This window comes from Micromonospora sp. ATLC16 (assembly GCF_057196645.1).
The window spans coordinates 1-22,875 of record NZ_JBXUOW010000045.1; the positions used below are offsets into that span (position 1 = coordinate 1).

At 70.7% G+C, this 22,875-nt stretch carries 22 protein-coding genes and 1 pseudogene; 8 read left to right on the forward strand and 15 right to left on the reverse strand.

The features are described 5' to 3' along the window. The 3 genes from AC2CHE_RS18605 to AC2CHE_RS18615 form a co-directional block, all read right to left on the reverse strand. Nucleotides 1-617 (reverse strand): serine/threonine-protein kinase (locus tag AC2CHE_RS18605; RefSeq protein WP_484506195.1); only part of this gene is annotated, 617 nt, incomplete at its 3' end. Between the two features lie 181 nt (nt 618-798). Continuing rightward, a complete protein-coding gene (locus AC2CHE_RS18610; RefSeq protein ID WP_484506166.1) occupies nt 799-2,127 on the reverse strand; it encodes a glycosyltransferase family 4 protein in 1,329 nt (442 codons plus the stop codon). Between the two features lie 139 nt (nt 2,128-2,266). Beyond that, nucleotides 2,267-4,198, reverse strand: coding sequence for an amylo-alpha-1,6-glucosidase (locus tag AC2CHE_RS18615; protein ID WP_484506167.1), 1,932 nt, complete (start codon nt 4,196-4,198; stop codon nt 2,267-2,269). A 329-nt stretch (nt 4,199-4,527) separates the two neighbouring features. Here AC2CHE_RS18615 and AC2CHE_RS18620 point away from each other — a divergent pair. The 4 genes and pseudogenes from AC2CHE_RS18620 to AC2CHE_RS18635 all read left to right on the forward strand — a co-directional run. After that, nucleotides 4,528-5,682: pseudogene (locus tag AC2CHE_RS18620) on the forward strand (trehalase domain-containing protein); the annotation flags it as partial. Nucleotides 5,683-5,756: 74 nt separating this feature from the next. Next, nucleotides 5,757-6,335 carry a TetR/AcrR family transcriptional regulator gene (locus AC2CHE_RS18625; protein WP_484506168.1) on the forward strand — a complete coding sequence of 193 codons (579 nt, stop codon included), beginning with the start codon at nt 5,757-5,759 and terminating at the stop codon, nt 6,333-6,335. A gap of 166 nt (nt 6,336-6,501) precedes the next feature. Continuing rightward, entirely contained in the window at nt 6,502-7,515 is a 1,014-nt protein-coding gene (locus AC2CHE_RS18630) for an acetyltransferase (RefSeq protein ID WP_484506169.1), read from the forward strand. Nucleotides 7,516-7,611: 96 nt separating this feature from the next. Continuing rightward, a complete protein-coding gene (locus tag AC2CHE_RS18635; RefSeq protein WP_484506196.1) occupies nt 7,612-8,286 on the forward strand; it encodes an HAD family hydrolase in 675 nt (224 codons plus the stop codon). A 388-nt stretch (nt 8,287-8,674) separates the two neighbouring features. Here AC2CHE_RS18635 and AC2CHE_RS18640 read toward each other — a convergent pair whose 3' ends face one another. The 9 genes from AC2CHE_RS18640 to AC2CHE_RS18680 all read right to left on the reverse strand — a co-directional run bounded on the left by AC2CHE_RS18640 (nt 8,675) and on the right by AC2CHE_RS18680 (nt 18,285). Further along, nucleotides 8,675-8,944, reverse strand: coding sequence for a hypothetical protein (locus tag AC2CHE_RS18640; protein WP_484506170.1), 270 nt, complete (start codon nt 8,942-8,944; stop codon nt 8,675-8,677). Nucleotides 8,945-8,991: 47 nt separating this feature from the next. Continuing rightward, nucleotides 8,992-9,423: a RusA family crossover junction endodeoxyribonuclease gene (locus AC2CHE_RS18645; RefSeq protein WP_484506197.1), complete on the reverse strand. Its 432-nt coding sequence runs from the start codon at nt 9,421-9,423 to the stop codon at nt 8,992-8,994. A 190-nt stretch (nt 9,424-9,613) separates the two neighbouring features. Next, nucleotides 9,614-10,309, reverse strand: a complete 696-nt coding sequence (locus AC2CHE_RS18650; RefSeq protein ID WP_484506171.1) for a VOC family protein — start codon at nt 10,307-10,309, stop codon at nt 9,614-9,616. A 170-nt stretch (nt 10,310-10,479) separates the two neighbouring features. Next, a complete protein-coding gene (locus tag AC2CHE_RS18655) occupies nt 10,480-12,207 on the reverse strand; it encodes an IlvD/Edd family dehydratase (protein ID WP_484506172.1) in 1,728 nt (575 codons plus the stop codon). An 83-nt stretch (nt 12,208-12,290) separates the two neighbouring features. Beyond that, nucleotides 12,291-13,175 (reverse strand): carbohydrate ABC transporter permease, encoded by an 885-nt coding sequence (locus tag AC2CHE_RS18660; RefSeq protein WP_484506173.1) that lies wholly within the window; start codon nt 13,173-13,175, stop codon nt 12,291-12,293. Then, on the reverse strand, nt 13,175-14,116 hold the full coding sequence (locus AC2CHE_RS18665; RefSeq protein WP_484506174.1) for a carbohydrate ABC transporter permease: 942 nt from the start codon (nt 14,114-14,116) through the stop codon (nt 13,175-13,177). Before AC2CHE_RS18665 ends, AC2CHE_RS18660 begins: the two co-directional genes overlap by 1 nt. Nucleotides 14,117-14,191: 75 nt before the next feature. Further along, on the reverse strand, nt 14,192-15,532 hold the full coding sequence (locus tag AC2CHE_RS18670; RefSeq protein ID WP_484506175.1) for an ABC transporter substrate-binding protein: 1,341 nt from the start codon (nt 15,530-15,532) through the stop codon (nt 14,192-14,194). Between the two features lie 48 nt (nt 15,533-15,580). Beyond that, nucleotides 15,581-17,104 carry an aldehyde dehydrogenase (NADP(+)) gene (locus tag AC2CHE_RS18675; RefSeq protein ID WP_484506176.1) on the reverse strand — a complete coding sequence of 508 codons (1,524 nt, stop codon included), beginning with the start codon at nt 17,102-17,104 and terminating at the stop codon, nt 15,581-15,583. Beyond that, nucleotides 17,101-18,285, reverse strand: coding sequence for a fumarylacetoacetate hydrolase family protein (locus tag AC2CHE_RS18680; protein ID WP_484506177.1), 1,185 nt, complete (start codon nt 18,283-18,285; stop codon nt 17,101-17,103). The genes AC2CHE_RS18675 and AC2CHE_RS18680 overlap by 4 nt, the downstream gene beginning before the upstream one ends. A gap of 161 nt (nt 18,286-18,446) precedes the next feature. On the opposite strand from AC2CHE_RS18680, the gene AC2CHE_RS18685 reads away from it, so the two are divergent. Beyond that, the gene (locus AC2CHE_RS18685) at nt 18,447-19,205 is read left to right on the forward strand and encodes an IclR family transcriptional regulator (RefSeq protein ID WP_484506178.1); all 759 of its coding nucleotides are present in this window, start codon (nt 18,447-18,449) and stop codon (nt 19,203-19,205) included. A 64-nt stretch (nt 19,206-19,269) separates the two neighbouring features. On the opposite strand, the gene AC2CHE_RS18690 is transcribed toward AC2CHE_RS18685, so the two are convergent. Next, nucleotides 19,270-19,524, reverse strand: a complete 255-nt coding sequence (locus tag AC2CHE_RS18690; protein ID WP_484506179.1) for a flavin reductase — start codon at nt 19,522-19,524, stop codon at nt 19,270-19,272. Further along, entirely contained in the window at nt 19,521-19,814 is a 294-nt protein-coding gene (locus AC2CHE_RS18695; RefSeq protein WP_484506180.1) for a hypothetical protein, read from the reverse strand. The genes AC2CHE_RS18690 and AC2CHE_RS18695 overlap by 4 nt, the downstream gene beginning before the upstream one ends. A 301-nt stretch (nt 19,815-20,115) precedes the next feature. Here AC2CHE_RS18695 and AC2CHE_RS18700 point away from each other — a divergent pair, with 301 nt between their 5' ends. From AC2CHE_RS18700 to AC2CHE_RS18710, 3 genes are read left to right on the forward strand one after another with little or no spacing between them, the layout of a single operon-like run. Further along, the gene (locus AC2CHE_RS18700) at nt 20,116-20,922 is read left to right on the forward strand and encodes a helix-turn-helix domain-containing protein (protein ID WP_484506181.1); all 807 of its coding nucleotides are present in this window, start codon (nt 20,116-20,118) and stop codon (nt 20,920-20,922) included. Beyond that, nucleotides 20,909-21,100, forward strand: a complete 192-nt coding sequence (locus AC2CHE_RS18705; protein ID WP_484506182.1) for a DUF397 domain-containing protein — start codon at nt 20,909-20,911, stop codon at nt 21,098-21,100. The genes AC2CHE_RS18700 and AC2CHE_RS18705 overlap by 14 nt, the downstream gene beginning before the upstream one ends. A 46-nt stretch (nt 21,101-21,146) precedes the next feature. Further along, nucleotides 21,147-21,593, forward strand: a complete 447-nt coding sequence (locus AC2CHE_RS18710) for a GNAT family N-acetyltransferase (RefSeq protein WP_484506183.1) — start codon at nt 21,147-21,149, stop codon at nt 21,591-21,593. A gap of 205 nt (nt 21,594-21,798) precedes the next feature. Here AC2CHE_RS18710 and AC2CHE_RS18715 read toward each other — a convergent pair whose 3' ends face one another. Beyond that, entirely contained in the window at nt 21,799-22,836 is a 1,038-nt protein-coding gene (locus AC2CHE_RS18715; protein ID WP_484506184.1) for a Rossmann-fold NAD(P)-binding domain-containing protein, read from the reverse strand. Nucleotides 22,837-22,875: the final 39 nt, after the last annotated feature.

Sequence of the window (22,875 nt, forward strand, 5' to 3'; positions counted from 1 at the left end):
AGCGCGCTCAGCGTCGCCATGGCGGTGCTGCGGGCGTACGGGGCGCGGCCCTCGACGGCGGCGTGCAGCGTGGCGCCGAGCGACCAGAGGTCGGCGCGTTCGCTGGACACCCCTTCGGCGGCCCGCTCCGGCGCGACGTACTGCGGTGAGCCCAGGATGGTGCCGGTCCCGGTCATCGTCTGATCCCCACCGTCGAAGACAGCCAACCCGAAGTCGGTAAGCAGCACCCGACCGTCGTCGGCGACGAGGACGTTCGCCGGCTTGACGTCGCGGTGCAGCACCCCGGCCTCGTGTGCCGCCCGCAACGCGTCCAGCAGCGACAGACCGATCCGAGCGGCCCGCTGCGGCGACAGCGGCCCGTCGGCGTCGAGGAGGTCCTGGAGGGTCCGAGACGGAACGTACTCCATCACGATCCATGGCACGTCGGCCTCGGAGACCACGTCGTAGACCCGGACCACGTTGGGATGGTTGAGCCGCGCCGCGGTACGCGCCTCGCGCAGCGTGCGGGCTCGCGACTGGTCGAGCTCGTCACCACCGAGCCAGGCCGGCAGCACCACCTGCTTGATCGCCACCTCGCGGTGCAGCAACGCGTCCTCGGCCCGCCAGACCGTTCCCATCCCGCCGCGCCCGACCAGATCGAGCAGCCGGTACCGGCCCGCGATCACCGCTCGCACGTTTCTCCCATCCGCCGCGGTCCGGCGTACACCATCAGGGTCTGCGTTCATGTCCCGGTCGAACCGGGTACTTCGACACAGACCCTAACCAGCGGATCGGGATTCACCTATCCGACAGGTCCACTCAGGAGGCGGCCCCTCCCACCGCGAGGAGGTTGCCGTCCGGTATGGCGATCGTCTGCTGGCGCGCGGGCAGCTCGGCGAGGCGCCGGGGCTGCGGCGCGACATGGTCGCGGCGGGCCGCGGCGTACGTGTCGGCGGTGCGGGCGGCGATGGTCGCCCAGCCGTACCGTCGACCGACCATGCTGCGTGCCTGCCGAGCGACCCGGCGGGCGAAGACCTCGTCGCCGAGGAGCTGCCCCACGGCACCGGCCAGCGCCGACGGGTCGCTGTGCGGGAAGGTGACGCCGGTGACGCCCGGTTCGACGATCTCGGCGAGCCCACCGGTACGGGCCACGGCCAGCGGCGCCCCGGCTGCGGCGGCCTCCAGCGCCACCATGCCGAAGGGTTCGTAGAGGCTGGGCACCACGGTCGCGTCGGTGGCGCCGAGCACCGCCGGCAACTGGGTGTTGTCGAGGAATCCGGTGAAGCGGACGGTGCCGCCGAGCCCGAGCTGACGGGTCCGGTCCTCCAACTCGCCCCGGTAGGGGCCGTCCCCGGCGATCAGCACCCGTAGCCCGGGATGCCGTGCGCGCAGCTTCGGCACCGCGTCGACCAGGTGCTGCACGCCCTTCTCGTAGACCAGCCGGCCGGCGTACCCGACCAGCGGCCCGTCTCCGGCGAAGCGGGCGCGGGCCGAGGCGACCGCGCGGGGCCGGGCCCGCCAGGCCCGGTCGTCGACCCCGTTGGGCACCACGTCGACGTGGTGCCCGGGGGCGCCGAACAGCGTGGTGACCTGATCACGCATGTAGCCGGAGCAGACGATGACCCGGTTCGAGGCGTTGCTGAGCCAGTGTTCGACGCCGTGGATGGTGCGGTTCATCTCGTCGGGTAGCCAGCCCTGGTGTCGGCCGGCTTCGGTGGCGTGGATGGTGGTGACGAGGGGGAGGTCGAGGTGGTCGCGCAGGGTGATGGCGGTGTGGGCGACGAGCCAGTCGTGGGCGTGGATGAGGTCGTAGTGTTCGGTGGCGGCGGCGCGGAGGGCGGCGCGGGTGAGGGTGTGGTTGAAGGCCATGGTCCAGGCCAGTAGTGATCCGGTGGCCAGGGGGAAGGTGACGGGGTCTTCGGCGGCGCGGACGACGCGTACGCCGTCGACGTATTCCTCCAGGGGTGCGTCGTCGGTGTGGCGGGTGACGACGGTGACGTGGTGACCGGCGGCGACCAGCGCCACCGACAGGGCGTGCACGTGCCGACCCAGGCCGCCCACGAGCACCGGCGGGTACTCCCACGACAGCATCAGCACCCGCTGCGAGCGCGCGGGGTTGATGTCGATCACGTCGGCGTTCGGTGACATACGCGCCCCTTTGAGTTGTCTCCGCGCACCCCTGGGAAGCCCCCTGACGGGTGGCGTTCGCGTTGCGGCCGGATCGGGACCAATCCTGGTCGTAGCTGGCTAACCGGCGGAGACATAACCGTTGCGGGGGTGTAAAGCGCTACCGGCGAACGCGCAGCAACTCGGCGACCGACCATGCCTGGAAGGGGCACCCGGTGGCGGTGTGCGGGGCGGTACCGTCGGCGGTCTCGCTGACCGAGCCGAGGCCGTACTCGCTCAGGTGCGCCTCCAGGCCGGTGAACAGGTCGTCGACCGGCAGCCCGGCGTGCCGGACGGCGTCGGCGTACGGGCCGATCAGCCACGGCCAGACCGTGCCCTGGTGGTACGCGGTGTCCCGCTCGGCCGGTCCGCCCCGGTGCCGGCCCAGGAAGCCGGGACCGTCGGGCGACAGGCTGCGCGGGCCGAGCGGGGTGAGCAGGCCCGCGCCGAGGTGACCCAGCGCCTCGGCATCCGGCTTCATCGGCGCGAACGGCAACGACCAGGCCAGCAGCTGGTTGGGGCGCAGCAGGTCGTCGTCGTGGTGGGCCGCACCACCGAGCGGGTATGCCGGCGCGGGCGCGTCGACCACGTCGTGCAACCAGCCGGCCGGGGTGGGAAACCGCTCCCGGAACGTCTTGACCGCCCGCTCGTGTAGCCGGTGCAGCCCGTCGGCGTCCTGCCCGGCCAGCTCGGCCAGTTCGGCGACCCCGGCCACCCCGTTGACCCACAGGGCGTTGACCTCGACCGGCTTTCCGTGTCGCGGGGTGACCGGCACTCCGTACACCCGGGCGTCCATCCAGGTCAGAGCGGCCCCGGGGGCGCCGCAGGTGAGCAGTCCGTCGACCGGGTCGACGGCGATGCCGTAGCGGGTGCCGGCCACGTGTGCGTCGATCACCGCCCGCAGCGCCGGCAGCAGGTCGTCGCCGAGGTCGGTGTCGCCGGTGACGGTGACGTGCCGGCTGGCCGCGTGCAGGAACCACAACGTGCCGTCCACGGTGTTGTATTCGACCCGCCCGGTATCGGCGGTGTTGGCCAGCATGCCCTCCGACAGCGTCGCCGCGTACGAGCGCAGCAGCTCACGACCCAGGTCGGCCCGTCCGGTACGCAGGAAGAGCCCCTCGTAGGAGATCATCGTGTCCCGCGCCCAGGCGCCGAACCACGGATAGCCGGCCATCACGTCCGGCCCGGTGGCGGTCCGCACCACGAATGCGTCGGCGGCGAGCACCAGGGTCGCCTCGACCGCGTCGGCCGGCCGCGCCGCCGCGACCACCTGCCGGTTGCGGTGCCGCGCCGCCGCCACCACCTGCGGCCCCGGCGGCGGTTCCTGCTCCACGTCCGTGGCCCAGGCCAGCACCGAGAGCGTGTCGCCGGGACGGTGCAGGGTGTCGCGGAACTGGCCCGCGTACCACAGGTCCTCCTCCGGGTGCAGGCCCCGCGCCGCCTCCTCGCGGTGGTACACGCCCCGCCACCAGTGGCCCTGCGGCGACCAGCCGGGGCCGGACAGCCGGTACGCCGCCTCGATCACCGCGCCACCGTCGACCGGGTCCATCCGCAGCGGCGGTCCGTCGCCGCGTCGCTCGCCGTGCGCGTCCCGCCAGGTGCAGGCGGCGGCCAGCTCCAGCTCGACCGGACCACCGCTGACCAGCCGGTGTACCACCGCCACGCAGGACCGACCGGGCAGCATGGCCAGCTCCCGCTCGATCACCACGTCGCCGACGCGCCACCGCCAGCGCGGCAGCCCGTCGGTCAGGTCGAAGCGCTCCAGCAGCTCGAAGCCGCGCGGGTCGACGTCGCCGGAGACCCACTCGTGGGCGCCGAGGCGCACCCGGGCGCCGGAGGGCAGCAGCACCGCCGGATCGAGGCTTACCAGTCCCACCTTTCGGGAAGCCGGAGTCTCGCCCGGAATAACCAGCAGCCCGTGGTAGCGACGGGTACGCAAGCCGGCGACCGTGCCCATGGCGTACCCGCCGAGGCCGTCGGGTACCAGCCACTCGCGGCCAGCGGCGCTGGTCAGCTCGCCGCAGACCTGCGAACCGTAGCTAATCTCGATCAACTTTCCTCCACGGCGGCGAGGCGTAACACGACATGACGACAATGGCCGCTGTGGTTAAGCACCGCGGCGGCGTCGAAGATGTTCAGGTGATCACTGACGGTTCGCCCTCTGCCCCCGACGTCGAGCGCATCCGGCTCGCCCAGGCCGATGCCGGGGAGCAGGACTGGCGCGCATGGGGTCCTTATCTGTCGGAGAGGGCGTGGGGGACGGTACGGGAGGACTACAGCGAGCACGGCACCGCCTGGGACTACTTTCCCCACGACCATGCGCGGTCCCGAGCCTACCGGTGGTCCGAGGACGGCATGGCGGGCGTGTGCGACGACCGGCAGACGATCGACGGCAGCCGGGACCACGACTTCCTGGCCCGGATGATGCACAAGCTGCTGATGAACTTCACCTGGTGGGTCAACCGCAAGGACACCGGTGGCAACAACGTCTTCGAGGGCGGGTTCCTCGGGCTGGACAACGTCGGACCGTTCGACCGCTCGGCGGCGCTGCCGGTGGCCGGGGTGCTGGAGCAGTCCGACGGCACCGGCTGGATGGCGATGTACGCGCTCAACCTGCTGGACATCGCCATCGTGCTGGCCGAGCACGACCGCACCTGGGTGGACACCGCGACGAAGTTCTTCGAACATTTCGCCTACATCGCCGCGGCCGCGTACGACCAGGGGCTGTGGGACGACGAGGACGCCTTCTTCTACGACGTGCTGCGGCTGGCCGACGGCACGAAGGTGCCGTTGAAGGTCCGCTCGGTGGTGGGTCTGCTGCCGCTGGCCGCGGTGACCCGACTGACCGCGCGAACCCTGCACCGGCTGCCCGAGTTGGGCGCCCGGCTGCGCTGGTTCCTCACCAACCGGCCCGAGTACGCCTCGGTGATCGGCGCGCGGCGGCTCGGCCCGGACGGTCGACAGCAACGGCTGCTGTCCATGTGCGGCCCGGAGCAGGTGGTGCGGCTGCTCGCCCGGATGCTGGACACCGACGAGTTCCTCTCCGAGTACGGGCTGCGTACGCTGTCCCGCGCTCACCTGGACAAGCCGTTCGCGGTGACCCTGGGCGGGCAGGAGTTCTGCGTCGGCTACGAACCCGCCGAGTCGACGAGCGGCCTGTTCGGCGGCAACTCCAACTGGCGCGGTCCGATCTGGATGCCGACCAACTTCCTGCTCATCAGCGCGTTGCGGGACTATGCCGCGTTCTTCGGCGACGACCTCCAGGTGGAGTATCCGACCCGCTCCGGGGTGAAGAAGACCCTCGACGAGATCGCCGACGACCTGTCGGCCCGGCTGATCGCGTTGTTCACCCGCGACGGTTGGGGTCGCCGGCCGATCTACGGTGCGGCGCAGTTGTTCCAGACCCACCCGGACTGGCGTGACCTGATCGCGTTCCCGGAGTACTTCCACGGCGACAACGGCGCCGGCCTGGGGGCCTGGCACCAGACGGGCTGGACCGCGCTGGTCGCCGACCTCATCCTCACCCTGCGCCGCTGACCGGGCTGCCGCCTACAGTCGCCAATCCGTCGCGACCAGGTGACCCTGCGTGACGTGGAGCTAGCATCGGCGGCGTGTCCGGAGCAGACGAACCAGGCGCCGGGCAGGACGGCGATGCCATCGTCACCACCGCCTGGCAGCTGGCCGAGGCCGAGGGCCTGGCCGCGGTGACCACCCGCCGGCTCGCCGAACGCGCCGACGTCGACCTCGGTGCCCTCTACCGGCGCTTCGCCGATCGGGACGCGGTGGTGGCCGCCGTCGCGGTGCGCGGCTTCGCCGACCTGGCCGCCGCACTGCTCGCCGCGCGTACGGCGGTCGACCGCCCGACGGCGATCTGGCCGGCGGTGATGGCGGCCTACCTGGACTTCGCGTACGCCAATCCCGAGGTCTACGACGCGATGTTCGCCCACACGCCGGAGCTGACCCTCGGTGCGGAGCAGGTGCCCGAGACGGTCGCGGCCACCTTCGGTGAACTGCGCACCGCGCTGACGGCACTGGCCGCCGGCCGGGACGCCGACATCCTCGCCGAGCTGGGCTGGAGCCTGCTGCACGGCATGGTGATGCTCACCCGGGGCGGCCGACTGCGCCCCGAGACCCAGGACCACCGCGAACACCTCCTCGGCACCAACCTCTTCCACCACCCGCCTTCCTGACCCACCCGGGGCCGGGGTTGCGGGGGGTGGGGCGGGGGCGTAGGTTCGCTGACACGCCGATCGAGTGGAGAGGAGGTCAGAACAATGTCCGATGTTCTGCGCCCCGTCCGCGGCCCGGCGTCCACGCGGATCTGACCCGGGGCATCGCTGTCCCGGAGGATCTGCCATGACCGATCTGGTCGTCCGCCCGCTCGTCGCGGGCGAGGAGAAACTGTTCGACTCGATGCCCGACCCGCTGCCGCAACTGCGGCAGATCAGCTACGCCGACGGGATCGCCGGTGGCGGCTACCAGCCGGAGCGCACCTTCATCGCGCTGCGCCGCGACCGGGTGGTGGGTCGCGCCGCCTGGCTGCTGCTGCCCGGTTCCGTCGGTGAGCCGTGGCTGGAACGGTTCGACCTGGATCTCAGGCCGTTCGCCGGTGCCGCGCGGCCGGCCGACGCAGCCGGGTCGGTCGACACCGTGCGGCTGGTCGACCCGACGCGGCCGGTCGATTCCGTCGGGCCGGTCGGCACGGCGGGGCCGGTCGGCACTGCGTCGGAGATCGGTGCCGCGTTGCTGCGCGCCGCACATGACGCGCTGGGCGGCCCGAAGGTCTACCACGCGGCGCTGCCGGCGTACTGGCGTCGGCAACCCGAGGCGCGGGCGGTCGCCGAGGCGACGATGGCCGCCGCCCGGCTCGCGGGACTGGTCGAGCGGGGGGAGCGGCTGCGGCTCAGTTGGGCGGGTGGACCGTTGCCGGTTGCGTCCGGCCGGTTCTCCTTCCGCCCCGCCGAGGACCCTGCGGAGATCGAGGCGCTGGCGGCCCGGATCGCCGAGCCGGTCGTGCTGACCGGTGCCGAGACCGCCCGGGCGGTGGCCGGAGTGGACCTGGCCCGCGATCCGCTGGCCTGGTTGACCGGTACGCCGTTCGGCAACTGGCGCGTCGCACTGCACGGCGACGAACCGGTGGGGCTGGCGGGGCCGACGGCCGACGCCTGTTTCCCGATGATCGCCTACCTCGGCCTGCTGGACGAGTCGGTGCTGGGTGAACTGCTGGCCGACGCGGTCGCGGCGCTGGCCGCCGACGGGGCGTACGAGGTGGTCGCCGACGTGGACGCGCACCGGGTGGCGGTGGTGGCGGAGCTGGAGCGGACCGGCTTCCGCCGGGTCCGCTCCCGGGTGGTCTTCGCACCGGCCTGAGCCGATCAGGTTCCCCGGTTATCCGGTGGCCCGCCGTGTGCCGGTTCGCCTAGAGTCCGCGTGGTGACGCGTGGGGCAGCCATCGAGCCGGGACGGGTGCTGGTCTTCGACGCCGACGACACCCTCTGGGAGAACAACGTCGTGTTCGAGCGGGTGATCGACGACTTCCTGGAGTGGGTGGACCATCCCACGCTGGACCGGGTGCAGCTACGGGTCGTGCTCGACGACATCGAGCGGGCCAACGCCGTCACCCACGGGTACGGCAGCAAGGTCTTCCTGCGCAGCCTGCGGGATTGCCTGGAACGGCTGCGCCAGCGTCCGGCCACCGAGGCGGAGCGCCGGCAGATCGAGGAGCTGGCGGTGGCCCTGGTGACGCACCAGGTCGAGCTGATGCCGGGGGTGGCCGACGCCCTGGACGAGTTGGCCGGCCGGCACGAGCTGCTGCTGCTGACCAAGGGCGAGCGCGAGGAGCAGCAGCGCAAATTGGACGCCTGCGGGCTGTTGCACCACTTCTCCGCCGCGCACATCGTGGCGGAGAAGAACGTCGAGACCTACCGGTGGCTGGCCGGGCGGCACGCCCTGGACCCGGGCCGTGCCTGGATGATCGGCAACTCGCCACGCTCGGACATCCTGCCCGCCCGGGCCGCCGGCTGGAACGCGGTGTTCATCCCGAACGCGAACACCTGGGTGCTGGAGCATGACGAGCTGGATCCGGCGGACGCCGGTGTGCTGCACCTGGATGCCTTCCCCGACCTGCTGCACCATTTCTGATCATCACGATCGGAGGCGACGGACCCGCTCGACGCCCGCTCGACGCCGATAAGCGTCGGAGGTCAGTGAGATGTTACGCCGCACTGCCGGGATTGCACGTTGCTGGGAATAGTGCGGGTACGGGCCCGAGTGGGCTTGTTCGCTGGCGGTGGCGCTGCCTAGCCTCGGCCGCGGCGTCGCGGTTCCCCCTTGGGGCGGGCCGCGCGTCGTTGTCCGGACGTGGGGCACCGTGGAGCTGAGTGCGGGCGGGTCGGTCGCCATGCTGGGGCTGGCCGCTCCGCCGGACGGCGCTCAGCAAAACCCGCCGTCCACACCCGGACGGGGTCAGGACCGGAGCTGGCGGGTCCGGTCCTGACCCGGACCAGGTCGGGGCGAAGTGCTGGGTCCGTCAGGTGGTCTCGCCGCGCACGATGGCGACCGCCACCCGGCACAACTCGTCCATGTCCGGTTCGAAACCGGCCGCGATGTCGGGGTGCAGGCCGACGCGGGTCTCGTCGAGCAACCGCTGGCAGACCTGCTCCACCGGCTCACCGGCATAGCTGTCGCGCACCCGGTCGGCGGCCACCTGCAGGGCAGAGGTCAGCTGCTCCTCCAGTGGCCCGCGCAGCTTCTCCTGCACCGGGTCGTGAGGATCCAGCGTGACGTGCGGCTCCGACATTGACGCTCCCTTCGTCGGCGGCTGCGGTACCCCACCGCTGCCGTCGGTCAAACCCCGCCCGGTACGGCCGCGACGCGCACCTGGTACGAGAACTCCTCGGCTGGCTGTTCCTGGTAGGACAGCCGGCGGATCTGCTTGTCGTCGTCGTAGAGTGCGACGTCGACGAGCACGCCGAGGTGGGCCAGCCCGATGCTGGAAAGCCGCTTCTTGTCCTGGAGCACCGCGCACACCCCACCCAGCAGCGTGCTGGCGTCGGAGGTGCGGTGCCCGGGCGGGCAGCGCAGGGTCAGGTCGATCTCGATCGGGCCGGACAGCGGGGTCCAGCCGGTCTCCTGCGCGGCCGCGCAGGCGGCCTGCAACAGGGCGCGTACCCTCGTCGCCTGCCGATGCCCGGCGGCGAAGATGGACAGCGCTTCGGTCTTGACCGGTGGCAGGCCGCTCACCTCGAATGTCAGGGTGAGAGCGCGGGTGTCCTGCACCACGGCGGCACCTCCTCGTTGGGGACGATCATGCCCAACCGGTAACCGGTGAGGGGCTGTTCCCGCGAGAACCAACCGATCGGGCGGGTCGGGGTCGGCCGGGGGCGTATCGACGGCGACGGCGTACGCGCTGGCTGCGGAGCTTGTTAAACGCTAGTCCACCTGACGGTTGCCCGGTAGCACCGGCCGGTCAGTCCCGTGGCGGGAAGGCGCAGAATTCGTTGCCCTCCGGGTCGGCCAGCACCCACCAGGACACCGCGTCGTCCGGCTCCCGCAGCAGGGTGGCCCCGGCCCTGATCAGCGCGGACGGTCCGGGGGCGGCGAGGTCGACGTCCCAGTGCATCCGGTTCTTGACGCTCTTGCGCTCGGAAACCGGGTCGAAGACCCAGTGGTCCCAGGGAAAGCCGGCCGCGCCGGTGACCGAGGCGTCCCCCTCCTCGCTGACCTGGACCTCGCCGCCGACGACGCCGGCCCACCAGGTGGCCTGGGCGGTCGGGTCGGCGGAGTCCACCACCAACTCGAACGGCCCCGGGCGGGTGTCGTCACGGGGGGCGAACGCGCAGAACAGGTTGCCGTCGGGGTCCGCCAGCACCCACCAGCTGATCTCCGAGTCCGGCTCGCGGACCAGCCGCGCGCCGGCTTCCAGCAGCGCCGTTGGGCTCGCCTCGGCCAACCGCAGGTCGAGATGTACCCGGGTCTTGACGGTACGTCGTTCGGGCACCCGGTTGACCCAGATCGACTCGGCACCGACACCGGTGGGCGAATCGACCCGGGTGTCGCCGTCACCGGTGTCGGCCAGCTTCCCGTCCAGGATTCGGGCCCAGAACCCGCCGAGGGCGTGCGCGTCGGTGGCGTCGAGGCAGAGGTCCCTGAAGCGTGCGATCATTCGCCGATCATGCCGGTCGGCACCGACATCCGCCGCCGAAGGCCGCTGCCGTCGGGGCGCAACCTGACGCCGCACGAGGGCCGCGCCGCCGGCACCCTCGCCGACTGACCGGCGTCACCGGGTGCATCTGTCGGGGTGACAGCGACAGACGCGCCCGGTGGGTGCCGGAGTCAGTGCGAGTGCCGAGGCACCGAACTGCCGCTGCCACCGACCAGGAAGTCCAGGTCGGCACCCTGGTCGGCCTGCTGGACGTGCTCGCTGTACAGGCGTACCCAGCCGCGATCCGCGACCGGCCGCGGCGGCTGCCAGGCGGCGCGGCGTGCGGCGAGTTCGGCCTCGTCGACCAGCAGGTCCAGGCGGCGCGTCGGGACGTCGAGGTGCACCAGGTCGCCGGTGCGCACCAGCGCGAGCGGGCCGCCCACCGACGCCTCCGGTGCCGCGTGCAGGACACAGGTGCCGTACCCGGTGCCGCTCATCCGGGCGTCGGAGATCCGCACCATGTCGGTGACGCCGTCGGCGAGCAGCCGTCGTGGCATGGGCACGTTGCCCACCTCGGGGAAGCCCGGGTAGCCGCGTGGCCCGGCGTTGCGCACCACGATGACGGTGTCGGGCGTGACGTCGAGATCCGGGTCGTCGGCGGCGACGGCGTACTCCTCGATCCGGTCGAAGACCAGCGCCGGCCCGGTGTGCGTGAGCAGGTGAGCCGAGGCGGCGGAGACCTTCAGCACCGCCCCGGACGGCGCGAGCGACCCACGCAGCACGACGGTGCCCGATCCGGCGGGTTGGAAGGGTTCGGCGAGGGTGCCGATGACCTGCCGGTTCCAACACTGGACACCGTCGATGTTGTCGGCCACGCTCTTCCCACTGACCGTGATCTGGTCCAGGTGCAGCAGCGGGGCGATCTCCGCCATCACCGCCGGCACCCCACCGGCGTACGCGAAGTCCTCCATCAGGTACGTCCCGGACGGCATCAGGTTGACCAGCATGGGCACGTCACCGGTGAGGGTGTCGAAGTCCTCCAGCGACAGGGGCACACCGACGCGGCCGGCGATGGCGAGCAGATGCACCACGGCGTTGGTGGAGCCACCGATCGCGGCGTTGACCCGGATGGCGTTCTCGAACGCCTGACGGGTGAGCACCGTGGACAGGCGCTGGTCCTGGTCGACCATGTCGACGATGCGCCGTCCGGCGGCGTGGGCGAGCGCGTACCGTCGTGAGTCGACCGCCGGAACCGCGGCGGCGCCCGGCAGTTGCACACCCAACGCCTCGGTCACGCAGGCCATCGTGGAGGCGGTGCCCATGGTCATACAGTGACCCCGGCTGCGGGACATGCAGACCTCAGCCTCGGCGCAGTCGGCCGCGGTCACCCGACCGGCGCGCAGATCCTCGGTGAAGCGCCAGACGGCGGTGCCGGATCCGATGTCCTGGCCACGGAACTTGCCGTTGAGCATCGGCCCGCCGGTGATCAACAGGGTCGGCAGGTCGACGCTTGCCGCACCCATCAGCAGGCCGGGTGTGGTCTTGTCGCAGCCGGAGAGCAGCACCACGCCGTCGAGCGGGTTGGCCCGGATCAGCTCCTCCGCCTCCATCGCCAGCAGGTTGCGGTAGAGCATGGTGGTGGGCCGCATGAGTGGTTCACCGAGGCTCATCGCGGGAAACTCCAGCGGCAGGCCGCCGCTCTCCCAGATGCCACGCTTCACCGATTCGGCCAGCTCGCGCAGGTGGGCGTTGCACGGAGTCAGCTCCGACCAGGTGGTGGCGATGCCGATCACCGGGCGGCCGTCGAAGACGTCGTCGGCGAACCCCTGGTTGCGCATCCAGGATCGATGGATGAAGCCGTTGCGGCCGTCGGCACCGAACCACTGTCCGCTGCGCAGCGGTCGACTCGTCATCGACATCGGCACACCTTCCTGTCAACGGTCTGGCCGCGCGGTGCGCGGCGGTCGAGGGGACAAGCTGCTGATCAGCTGGCGGTGGCGAGCTACCTGAGGCCCCCGACGGACAGTCCGCCGCGCCAGTGTCGTTGCAGGCTGAAGAACGCGATGATCAGTGGAATGACCGACACCAGGGCGCCCAGGATGATCAGGCTCCACAGGGAGGTGCCGCCCGCGTTGTTCGCGGAGGCGACCCCCTGCCAGAGGCCGAGACCGACGGTGACCGGGAAGAGTCGGTTGTCGGAGAGCATGGCCAGCGGAAGGAAGTAGTTGTTCCAGGACGCGACGGCGGACAGCAGCAGGACGGTGACCACCGCGGGACGCATCAGCGGGAGGGCGATCTGGAGGAACGTCCGTATCTCGCCCGCGCCGTCGGCCCGCGCCGCGTCCAGGATCTCGTCGGGCACCGCGTCGCGCGCGTACACGTGCATCAGGTAGACACCGAACGGGTTGAGCAGCGACGGGAGGATCACGGCCCAGACCGTGTTCGTCAGGCCGAGCCGGGCGAACATGATGAAGGTCGGGATGACCAGGGCGGTGGCGGGCACCATCAGCGCGCCGAGCACGACCGCGAAGCTGAAGCGCCGGGCGGCGAACCGGTACTTGGCGAACCCGTAACCGGCCATGACCGCCAGGACGGTCGCGCCGATTCCACCGGCGAGCGCGTACAGCGTGGAGTTGAGCAGCCACCGCAGGTAGATGCCCCCGTCGTAGGTGAACAACTGCCTGAGGTTGCCGAGGTAGTCGACCTGGTCGGCGAACCAGAGGGTGTTGCCGCCGCCGAACAGGCCCGGCGCGTCCTTCGAGCTGTTGACGACGACCCACCAGAACGGCACGAGAAAGTAGATCACCAGGAAGCCGAGCAGGATCTGCAGCGGAAGGTGGCGTTGCGCTCGGCGGTGGCCGGCGCTGGCGCTGGCGCTCTCGGACATCAGAGGAAGCTCCTCCGCTTGCGGGTGAGGAACAGGAAGGCGTAGACGCAGATGAAGACGACTCCGCCGAGGGCGAACGAGATCGCCGACCCGTAGTTGAAGTTGGCCAGCCCGAACGCCTGTTGGTACGCGTACATGTTGGGCGTGAAGTCCGGCCCGATCGTGCCCGCCGCGAGGTACCGCAGGATCTGTGGCTCGTTGAAGAACTGCAGGGTGCCGATCAGCGAGAAGACCAGGATCAGGATCAGCGCGGGCGCGATCAACGGAATCTTGATCCGCCGGGCGACCTGCCACCGTCCGGCACCGTCCATGCGGGCGGCCTCGTAGAGCGTCGGGTCGATGCCCTGGAGGGCCGCGTACAGGATGATCATGTAGTAGCCGGCCCACTGCCAGGTGACGATGTTCAACAGGCCGTAGAAGATCAGGTTGCTGCTGAGGAAGTCGGGCGCGGTGGCGCCGAAGAACCCGAAGACGTCGGTGAGCGGGCCGAAGCTCCGGCTGTACAGGAACCCCCACATCACCGCCCCGATGACCGTGGGGATCGCGTACGGCAGGAAGATCATCAGGCGGGAGAAGCGGGTGAACAGGGAGGTCACCGCGTCCAGGATGAGCGCCATGGCCAGCGCTACGGCGATCTGGACCGGGATGGCGACGAGCGCGAAGCGGATGACGAACCACGCTCCGGACAGGAAGCTCGGGTCGGTGAACGCCTTCACGTAGTTGTCGAACAGGACGAAGCTGGTTCCGCCGATCAGCTTCTTCTGGAACAGGCTCAGGTACAGCGCGTACCCCAGCGGGGCGATGAGGAAGGCGAGGAAGACGACCCCGAACGGCCCGACGAACAGCCACCCGGTCAGGTGCTCCCGGCGGCGCGTCTTGCCGCGGGTCTTGCGCCTCTCATCGTGGGTACGCGGTGTGCGCTTCTCGATCAACGATGTCATCTCGGGCTCCGGGACGAGGGCCGCTGGGTGGAGGGTGGGCCGGCCGGGGGAGGACGGCACGGCCCACCCGGTCGGTCACTGAACGGTGAATCCCTGTTCGGTGGCGTGCTTCGTCACGTCTTCCTGGAGCCGGTCAGCAGCCTGCGATCCGGTGATGGAGCCGGCGCTCATCTCGCTGATCTGCTTGGTCATGGCGTCGTAGTAGTACTGACCGAAGGGGCTGTACACCACGCCCTGGTATGCGTCGGCGGCGGGGACGTACACCTCCTTGTTGGCCTGCTGGCCGTCGAAGAACTCCACCTTGAGGTCGACGAACTCGGGATCGTTGAGCGCGGTCAGGTTGAGCGGGAAGATGATCTGGTTGGTCCAGCCGTCGGTGAGCGATTCCTGGTCGGCGTAGAGGCCGTAGGCGGCCTTGGCGGCGAGTTCCGGCTGTTTCGACTGGCTGGAGACGGAGAAGGCCGACCCGCCCCAGTTCACCTGGACCGGACTGTTCGGATCCCACTGCGGCAGCGGCGCCACCGCGAACGTGCCGGTGTCCGCGCCCTGACCGACGCCCGCGCCGGTCAGGTAGCCGGGCGCCCAGGCGGCCGAGATGTAGGTCGCGTAGTTGCCGTTGATCACCCCGGAGATGTACTCCGGGGTGAACTGGTCCTGCGTCCCGACCAGGCCCTTGCGTACCAGACCGCCCCAGTACTCCAGCACGTCCTTGGAGGCCTGGTCGTTCAGCCGTACCCCGATCGACTCCGGCTGGGCGGGATCGTAGGTGAACGGGGCCGCGCCCTTCTGGATCTGTAGCGCCATCATCAGCGCCGGGACGTTCGCGCCGAGGTCGCCGAAGAGAGGTCCACCGGCGTCCTTCACCTGCTGCGCGGCCTGCTCGTACTCGGCCCAGGTCTTCGGCGGGGTGATGTCGTACTTGTCGAAGATGTCCTTGCGGTAGATCATCGCCAGCGGGCCGCCGTCTACCGGTACGCCGTAGACCGCGTCGCCGACCGAGACGTCCTTCCAGGCGCCCTCGCCGTAGTTGGCCCGGACCGCGTCCAGGCCGTACCCGCTGATGTCGACGAGCGCGTCCTGGATCTGGAAGGTCGGGATCCGGTCCATCTCGACCATGACCACATCGGGCGCGCCGGTGCCCGCCGAGATGGCCGTCTGGAACTTGTCGTACTGGTCGCCGCCCTGCCCGACGTTGGTCCAGCAGACCTGGACCTCGTCGTTGGCCTTGTTGAAGTTGTCCACGACCAGTTGCATGTTGGGATACCAGGCCCACATCGTGACCACCGGCAGGTCCTGCTTGGTGATGGTGTTGGTGCAGTTGCTCGCGTCGCTGCCGCCGTCGTCCGAGGAGCAGGCGGCCAGGCCGGTCGCGGCGGCGAGCATCGCCACCGTGGCGAGTTTTCGTGTCGTCGTCATTGACGTGGTTCCCTTCGGGCTCGGTGCGCGAGGCTCCATGCGTCGACATCAGAGCTGCGGGTCGATTCCTGGCACCCACCTCCCATCGACTCGGCGGGGGATCGCGGTGTACTCGTCTCGCAACTCCTCGGGGAGAATCCACTCCGGGGCGTTCTGCCAGGCCAGCGGGCGCAGGAACCGCCGGATCGAGGTGGCGCCCACCGAGGTGTGCACGGCGTTCGTCGACGGCCAGGGGCCACCGTGGTGCTGGGCCCACGACACCCGGACACCTGTGGGATAGCCGTCGAAGACGATCCGACCCGAGCGGGCGGTGAGGACGTCGACCAGCCCGCGTACGGCTTCGGTGTCGTCGCCGGGTCCGCTGTGGAGGGATCCGGTGAGTGACGGCGGTACGGTCGCCAGCGCGGCGTCGAGGTCGGCGACGTCGCGGTAGCGGACCACGACCATGAGCGGGCCGAAGCACTCGTCGGCGATCTCGGCGGTCAGGCCCGGCAGGTCGACCTCCAGCAGCGTCGGCGCCACCGTGAAACCCGCGTCGGCGTCGATCCGGGGTTGTGCGACGAGGCGGGCGCCGGCCTTCTCCAACGCGGTGGCCCCGCTGTCGTACGCGTCCCGGATGCGCTGGTTCAGCAGGACCATTCCGCCGGCGGAGGCGACCTTGCCCCGGAGCGTGTCGACCAGGCGGTCTCCGCCCGGGTCCGCCGGAAGGAACGCCAGCCCCGGCTTGGTGCAGAGCTGACCGCCCGAGGCGGTGAAGGAGGTGAACAGCCCGTCGGCGATCTGGTCCCCCCGGCCGGCCGCCGCGTCGGGCAGAACGACGATCGGGTTCACGCTGCTCAGTTCGGCGTACAGCGGAACGGGGTCGACGCGTTCGTCGATGGCCGCCTGGATGGCGCGGGCAGCACCGACGGAGCCGGTGAGGGCGGCGGCCCGGATCGCTGGCTGGCGGACGAGCGAACGGCCGGCCTGCTCTCCGTACACGGCCGCGAGCACACCGTCGGGCCCGCCCAGGTCGCGCACGGCCGACTCGATCGCGTCGGCGGAGGCACGCGACGTCAGCGGATGGGACGGGTGAGCCTTCACCACCGTGGGACAGCCGGCGGCCAGCGCCGAGGCGGTGTCGCCTCCGGCGACGGAGAAGGCGAACGGGAAGTTGCTGGCCCCGAAGACGGCCACCGGCCCGAGGGGCACGAGCATCCGTCGCACGTCCGGGCCGGGTCCGAGGGGCGTGTCGGCGGCGTGGTCGATGGCCGCCTCCAGGTACCCACCGTCGCGCAGCACCGCCGCGAACATCCGGAACTGGATCGCCGCCCGGGTCAGCTCCGAGTCGAGTCGCGCCTGACCCAGCCCGGTCTCCGCGTCCGCCGTCGCGACGAGATCCGCACGACGGGACTCCAGGGAGCTGGCGACCGCGTCCAGCAGCCGCGCCCTGCCCGTCCTGCCCAGGTCGAACAGCCACTGTGCCGCTCGGGACGCCTGGCCGGCGATCGTCGCCACACCGGCCTCGTCCGTCTCGGTGAGATCCGTCGGGTGTTGCCGGCCGTCGCGCGGATCGGTGGTGGTGACTTTCACAGCAGGTCTCTCCTCGCCAGATTGCTCATGAGATCGCGGACGCCGAACCGCCACGGCTCGCACTGCTCCGCGTGCCGCACCCGGTTGACCAGGCTGCCGAGCGCCGGGCAGCTGATCCGCACCACGTCGTCGACCTTGTGGGTGAAGCCGTCACCCGGGCGTTCGCGGTCCTGGGTGGGGGCGAACATGGTGCCGAGCATCAGGACGGCGCCGTCGGGATACTGGTGGTGCGGGCCGATCATCTGCCGCACCAGCTCCGCCGGGTCGCGTGACATCCGCGCCATCTCCGAGGTCGCCGCCAGGTGAAAGTCGTCCACCCCGTGGACCCGGAGACCCACCTCCAAATCGCGTACCCGACCGGGCGGAAAGCGGTCGTCGAACAGCCGGATCAACGGACCCAGGGCGCATGAGGCGTTGTTGTCCTTGGCCCGGGGGAGCAGCAGCGCGGAGCGACCCTCGACGTCCCGCAGGTTCACGTCGTTGCCCAGGGTGGCGCCGACGATCCGACCGCTGGACTGGACGATGAGCGCCACCTCGGGCTCCGGGTTGTTCCAGGTCGAGGCGGCGAGGACGCCGACCGGGACGGCGGTGCCGACGGCGGACAGGGGCTGACCCTTGGTGAAGATCTCGGCGTCCGGCCCGATCCCCACCTCCAGGTACTGACTCCAGACGCCCTCCGCGACCAGCGCGGTCTTGAGCCGCTCCGCCTCGACCGAGCCGGGGACCAGGCTGTGCAGGTCGGCACCGATGTCGGCGAGCATCCGGCCACGGATGTCCGCCGCGAGGGTCAGGTCCCCCCGGGCCCGCTCCTCGATGACGCGTTCGATCATCGACACGGGAAAGGTCACGCCGGCGGCCTTGAGCGCTTGCAGGTCGACCGGGGCGAGCAGCCAGGGCCGGCTCCGGTCCCGGTTCGTGGCATCGGTGTTGGCCAGCAGTTCGTCGAAGCGCCCGACCCGTGGCCCGTCCAACCCGGCCACGGTCTTGGCGGGTTCGGGCAGTTCGCAGATGTCCCGAACGGTCGGGAACCGGCGGCTGAGGTCGATGACTCTGCCGTCGCGGACGGTCACCGGGGAGGGGCCGTCGACGGACGGATCCCAGATCCGCCCGACGAGGACGCTGTCCTCGGCGTCGTCGGGCAACGCCTCGGCGGCACTGCCGAACCAGGGCTCCTTGCTCATCGTCGCTCCCCTGTAGCAGGTCAGAGTCGTCGAGCTGGAATCTGCAACGATCGTAGCGTTATATGCAACGGTGTCAACGTCTAGTTGCGCCTGGAGCGGCGGTCATTGCATATGATGCAACAGGCGATCGTGTGGGTCGCCGCGTGGAGGGAGACGCCACCTTGTCGCAATCGATTCGCCGTGCGGTCGATCTGATCCGCCGTGCCGCGGAGCATCCGCTGTCCCTCACCGATGCGGCAGAGGTTCTGAGGGTCCACAAGTCCACGGCCCTGCGGATCCTCCAGACGCTCGAATCGGCGCGCTTCGTCCGCCGGACCGGTGCCGGGACGTACGTGCTCGGCAGCGGCATCATCGAACTGTCGGAACTCGCGTTGGGCTCGATGGACCTGCGCCAGTTCGCCGCCGCGCCCCTGCGTGCGCTCCAGCGCGAGACCGGCCACACCGTGCACCTGGCGCAGCTGACCGGGGACGAGATCATCTATATCGACAAGGTCGACAGCCCGGCCTTCGACGCGGTCAAGCTGCCGTCGCGGATCGGGCGCGCGGTGTCGATCTACGCGAGCGCCGTCGGCAAGACCATCCTGGCGTACCTGCCGACGGAGGAACGCGACCGCCTCCTCTCCCACGTCGTCTTCGAACGATTCACCCCCACCACGTACGCCGACCGCGAGTCGCTCGACGCCGAACTCGTCCGCATCCGGGACCAGGGCTGGGCCGTCGACGACGGCGAACACGACACGTACGTCATGTGCGTGGCCGCACCGATCAGGGACTCACGCGGACGGGTCATCGCCGCCGCCTCGATGACCGCCATCGAGGTCATCGCCAACCTCGACAAGCTCAGGGACAGCCTTCCTCTCCTGCTCGACACCGCGAACCAGATCTCCCAGGAACTCGGCCACCCCGCCGATCTCAGCTGAGCCCGAGCGGTGGAGCCCGCCCCGGGCCCGCGTCGGGGGAGTGCGCGGACCCGGGGCGGGCGGCTCATCGGGACCGTGCCGGAACCCAGTCGGTGAACCGGCGGTGCAGGTCGGTCGGCGGCTCACTGCCGCCCAGCCCGGCGAGCTGCTCGGCGGCCTCCTCGCGCAAGGTCACCAGATAGACCATCAGGCCGGGCATGTTGTCGCGGTACTCGGCGAGCAGACGCAGCTTCGCCGGGGAACAGGGCCAGGCGATCCCGCAGGCCCGGCAGCGCCACGTGGGACGGGACGCGACGTGCTCGACCGGGCCGCTGCTCACCCTCCCGCCCGCGCGGCGGGGTGGGGCGGGCGCCGACGCGTGGCGTAGGGGACCGGTGCCAGGCGTACCGGACGCATCCCCTGCGGCATCACGAACAACTGCCGCTTCTCCGTCGCGTCGCCGTGCCGATCGAGCTGGTAGCAGTCGACCCAGGTCCAGGCGTACGGCGGGTGCCGGTCTGGCAGCTCGCGGATCACCCGCACCAGTATCGGGCTGGCGAACTGCGGGGAGGCCGCCCGGTCCAGCAGGTACACGCCGGGAGCGACCCGAGGCGTACCGTCCTCCCGCATCACCAGACATGGCGACGATCGGGCCGGGCGGGTACGGCGCTCGTGGGCTTCGGAACAGGCACGGCGGGGCCTCCTCAGTCGACACGGAGTTGGGGAGGGCCGCCCGAGAGTGCTCGCCCGTCGGGCGGCCCCGTGCTGGTCCCGCCGATGGGCCGTGCCACGCCTGCGGTTCCGCTGGTGACACTCTGCTGTGCAGACCGCTACTCTCGGAAGGTGCTTCCGGCGTCCGGGCTGAGCTGGCGAAACGGCCGCCGACTCCGTGGCGACGTGGGTAGTTGACCTTCAGTGTGGGGAGCCCTGAATGCGTGACATGCCAGAACCCGTGGCGGCCTTCATCGTTGGCGAGATCCGCCGGGCACGGGGCACGGCCGGCATGACGCAAGAGGCATTCGGGCGCGGCGCCGGTTTCAGCGCCTCCCACGTCAGCGCTGTCGAGGGCGGTACCCGGGCGCTGACGTTGGACTTCGCCCGAGGCGCCGACCGCGCGCTGGGCAACGGTGGCCTGTTCGAGCGGCTGGCGGCGAAGCTCGGCACACCGTCGTGGTTCCTGCCGTGGCTCGACGCCGAGCGCGGTGCGACGCAGCTCCGCTACTTCGAGCCCAACCTGATCCCGGGCCTGTTGCAGGTGGAGCACTATGCCCGGGCGGTATTGCGGACTGTGGACAGCCTGACCGATGACGACGTCGAGCAGCGCGTCAGGACGCGTATCGACAGGCAAGCGATCCTGACCGGCGAACGCCCGCCGCAATTCGTCGCCGTGCTGGACGAGGCAGCGCTTCGCCGTACCGGCGACGGCCTCGGCGGCATCATGGCCCAGCAAGTCGCCCACCTGATCGCACAAGCAGAGCTTCCGCACGTGCACATTCACGTCATCCCGCTTGGAGGCGGTCTGCACGTCGGGCTGTCTGGGCCGTTCGCATTGGCGCGTATCGGGGAGGGCGTCTGGGTCGGCCATCTCGAAAATCAGCTCGGCGGAGATGTCGTTGACAAGGATGACGACGTGGCTACGCTTCAAGCGAGGTGGGAAAGTGTCCGGAACGAGGCGCTACCACGCCGGCAGTCCATCGACCTGTTGAAGGAAGTAGAGAGCCATCATGGACCTCAGTGACGCCCGGTGGCGCAAGAGCACCCGCAGCGGCGCGAGCGGCGGCAACTGCGTTGAGGTTGCCGACAATCTTCCCGGCGTCGTCGGTGTCCGCGACTCGAAGGACCCGACCGGCCCGGCGCTGACCTTCGCCCCGTCCGCGTGGCGCGCGTTCGTCGCCCCGCTCACCCGTCGGGCCTGACTCAGACGGGTCCTTCGTCGCGGCGCCACCGAGGCAGAATGGCCGCGTGACGCGGGTGCGGTTGTTCCGGCAGGACGACGCCTCGGCGGTGGCAGAGCTCATCGAGCGGATGTGCGCCCACTTCACCGCCGAGCGGTTGGCGCAACTGGCAATGGAACGTCAGGTATTCGTCGCCGAGTGGGACGAGGTCGTCGGCACGGTGTCCCGCGACGGCAACAAGGTTTTCACGATGTTCGTGCATCCGGGGGCGATCGGTCGCGGCGTCGGCCGCCGGCTGATTGGGCACGTCGAGGAACTCGCGGCGGCGGACGGGTTCGACCACATGGAAACCGGCGCCAGCATCACCGGGCACGGCTTCTACCACCGGCTGGGCTACGTCGACGTCCGCACCAGCGATACCGAGTTCGGTCTCAACTACATCCTCCGTAAGCCGCTACCTCGCCAAGGTGGCCCCGCCGAGAGCGAGCGCAGCCGGCGGCCGTTGCCAACGTGAGCGGACAATGGAGACGGATTCGCGCCGGTAGTCCAGTCACGATGACTCGTCCCGGCGGGAGGTAAGTCCGGTGCTTCGGCTGCGCCAGGGCGGGGTGCGGGAAGAGGCGGAGGGGCGTTCGCCGGGCCGTACAACTACAGGGATGTTGCTGCCTCGCGGTGGCTTGACACGACAACATCCCTGATGTTGTCGCCTCCTCGGCCAGCTACAGCGTTTGTCCGTCGCAGCCCCTGGCAGTCTGACCGGGGGCGCTCGCCCGGCTCAGGGCGTCGAGCAGCTCGGCCTCTCGGCTGGCGCTCAGGCCGGCGCGCCGGTCGCGGTGCAGTCCGGCCTCCCGCTCCCAGGCAAGGGTGTCCGCCAGCAGGTCTGGGCGTGGCCGGTGGCGCAGCCCGGCGTCGACGGCTGCCGCGCCGCTGCGCGCCGACCAGCCGGACCAGCCCGGTTCGACAAGCCACATCGGCAGCGACTCCGGGCCCATGTACTGGGCTACGCCCCGGGCCACCAGCCAGTCGGCGTCGGCGTCGACCACCGGACCGGTGTGCCCGCCGACGGCGCGGCATAGGGCGACCCATTCACCGAAGGGCACCACCGGGCCGAGCGCGTTGAACGTGCCGACCCTGCCGGCTGCGGCGCTGTCCAGCAGCCAGGCGGCCAGATCGCGCACGTCGACCACCTGCGTGGGCAGATCGGGGGTACGGGGTACCAGCATCGGCGCCTCGGGGGCGCGGGCGGCCCGGGCCACCCAGTAGCCGGAGCGATCGGTGTGGTCGCCGGGGCCACCGATCAACCCGGCTCGGGCCACCAGCAACCGGTCTCCCACCTCGGAGGCGGAGAGTTGCTCGCAGGCCACCTTGGCCTCGCCGTACTCCGCACGGTCGACCACCTCCCGCATCGTTGCCGAAAGCGTGGCCGCCGACTCGTCGGCGCCGGGTGTGTCATGGCTGGCGTAGGCGCTTACCGACGAGACGTAGCTCCAGTGCCGGGCCCGGCCGCCCAGCGCACTCAGGGCCTGCCGGACGAAGCCCGGCTGCCACGACACCTCGATGACGGCGTCCCAGTCACGGTCGCGCAGCACGTCGTACGCTGTCGGGTCGCTGCGGTCCGCGGCGACAAGGACCGCGCCGTCCGGCACCGCTCCGCTGTCTCCACGGGCCAGGCAGGTGACGGCATGTCCCCGGTCGACGGCCTGCCGGGCCACCTCCCGCCCCAGCCACGCCGTCCCGCCCAGAACCAGTGTCTCCATGGCGTCCAGCCAAGCAGCGGCGGCGCGGCGCGGCCAAGG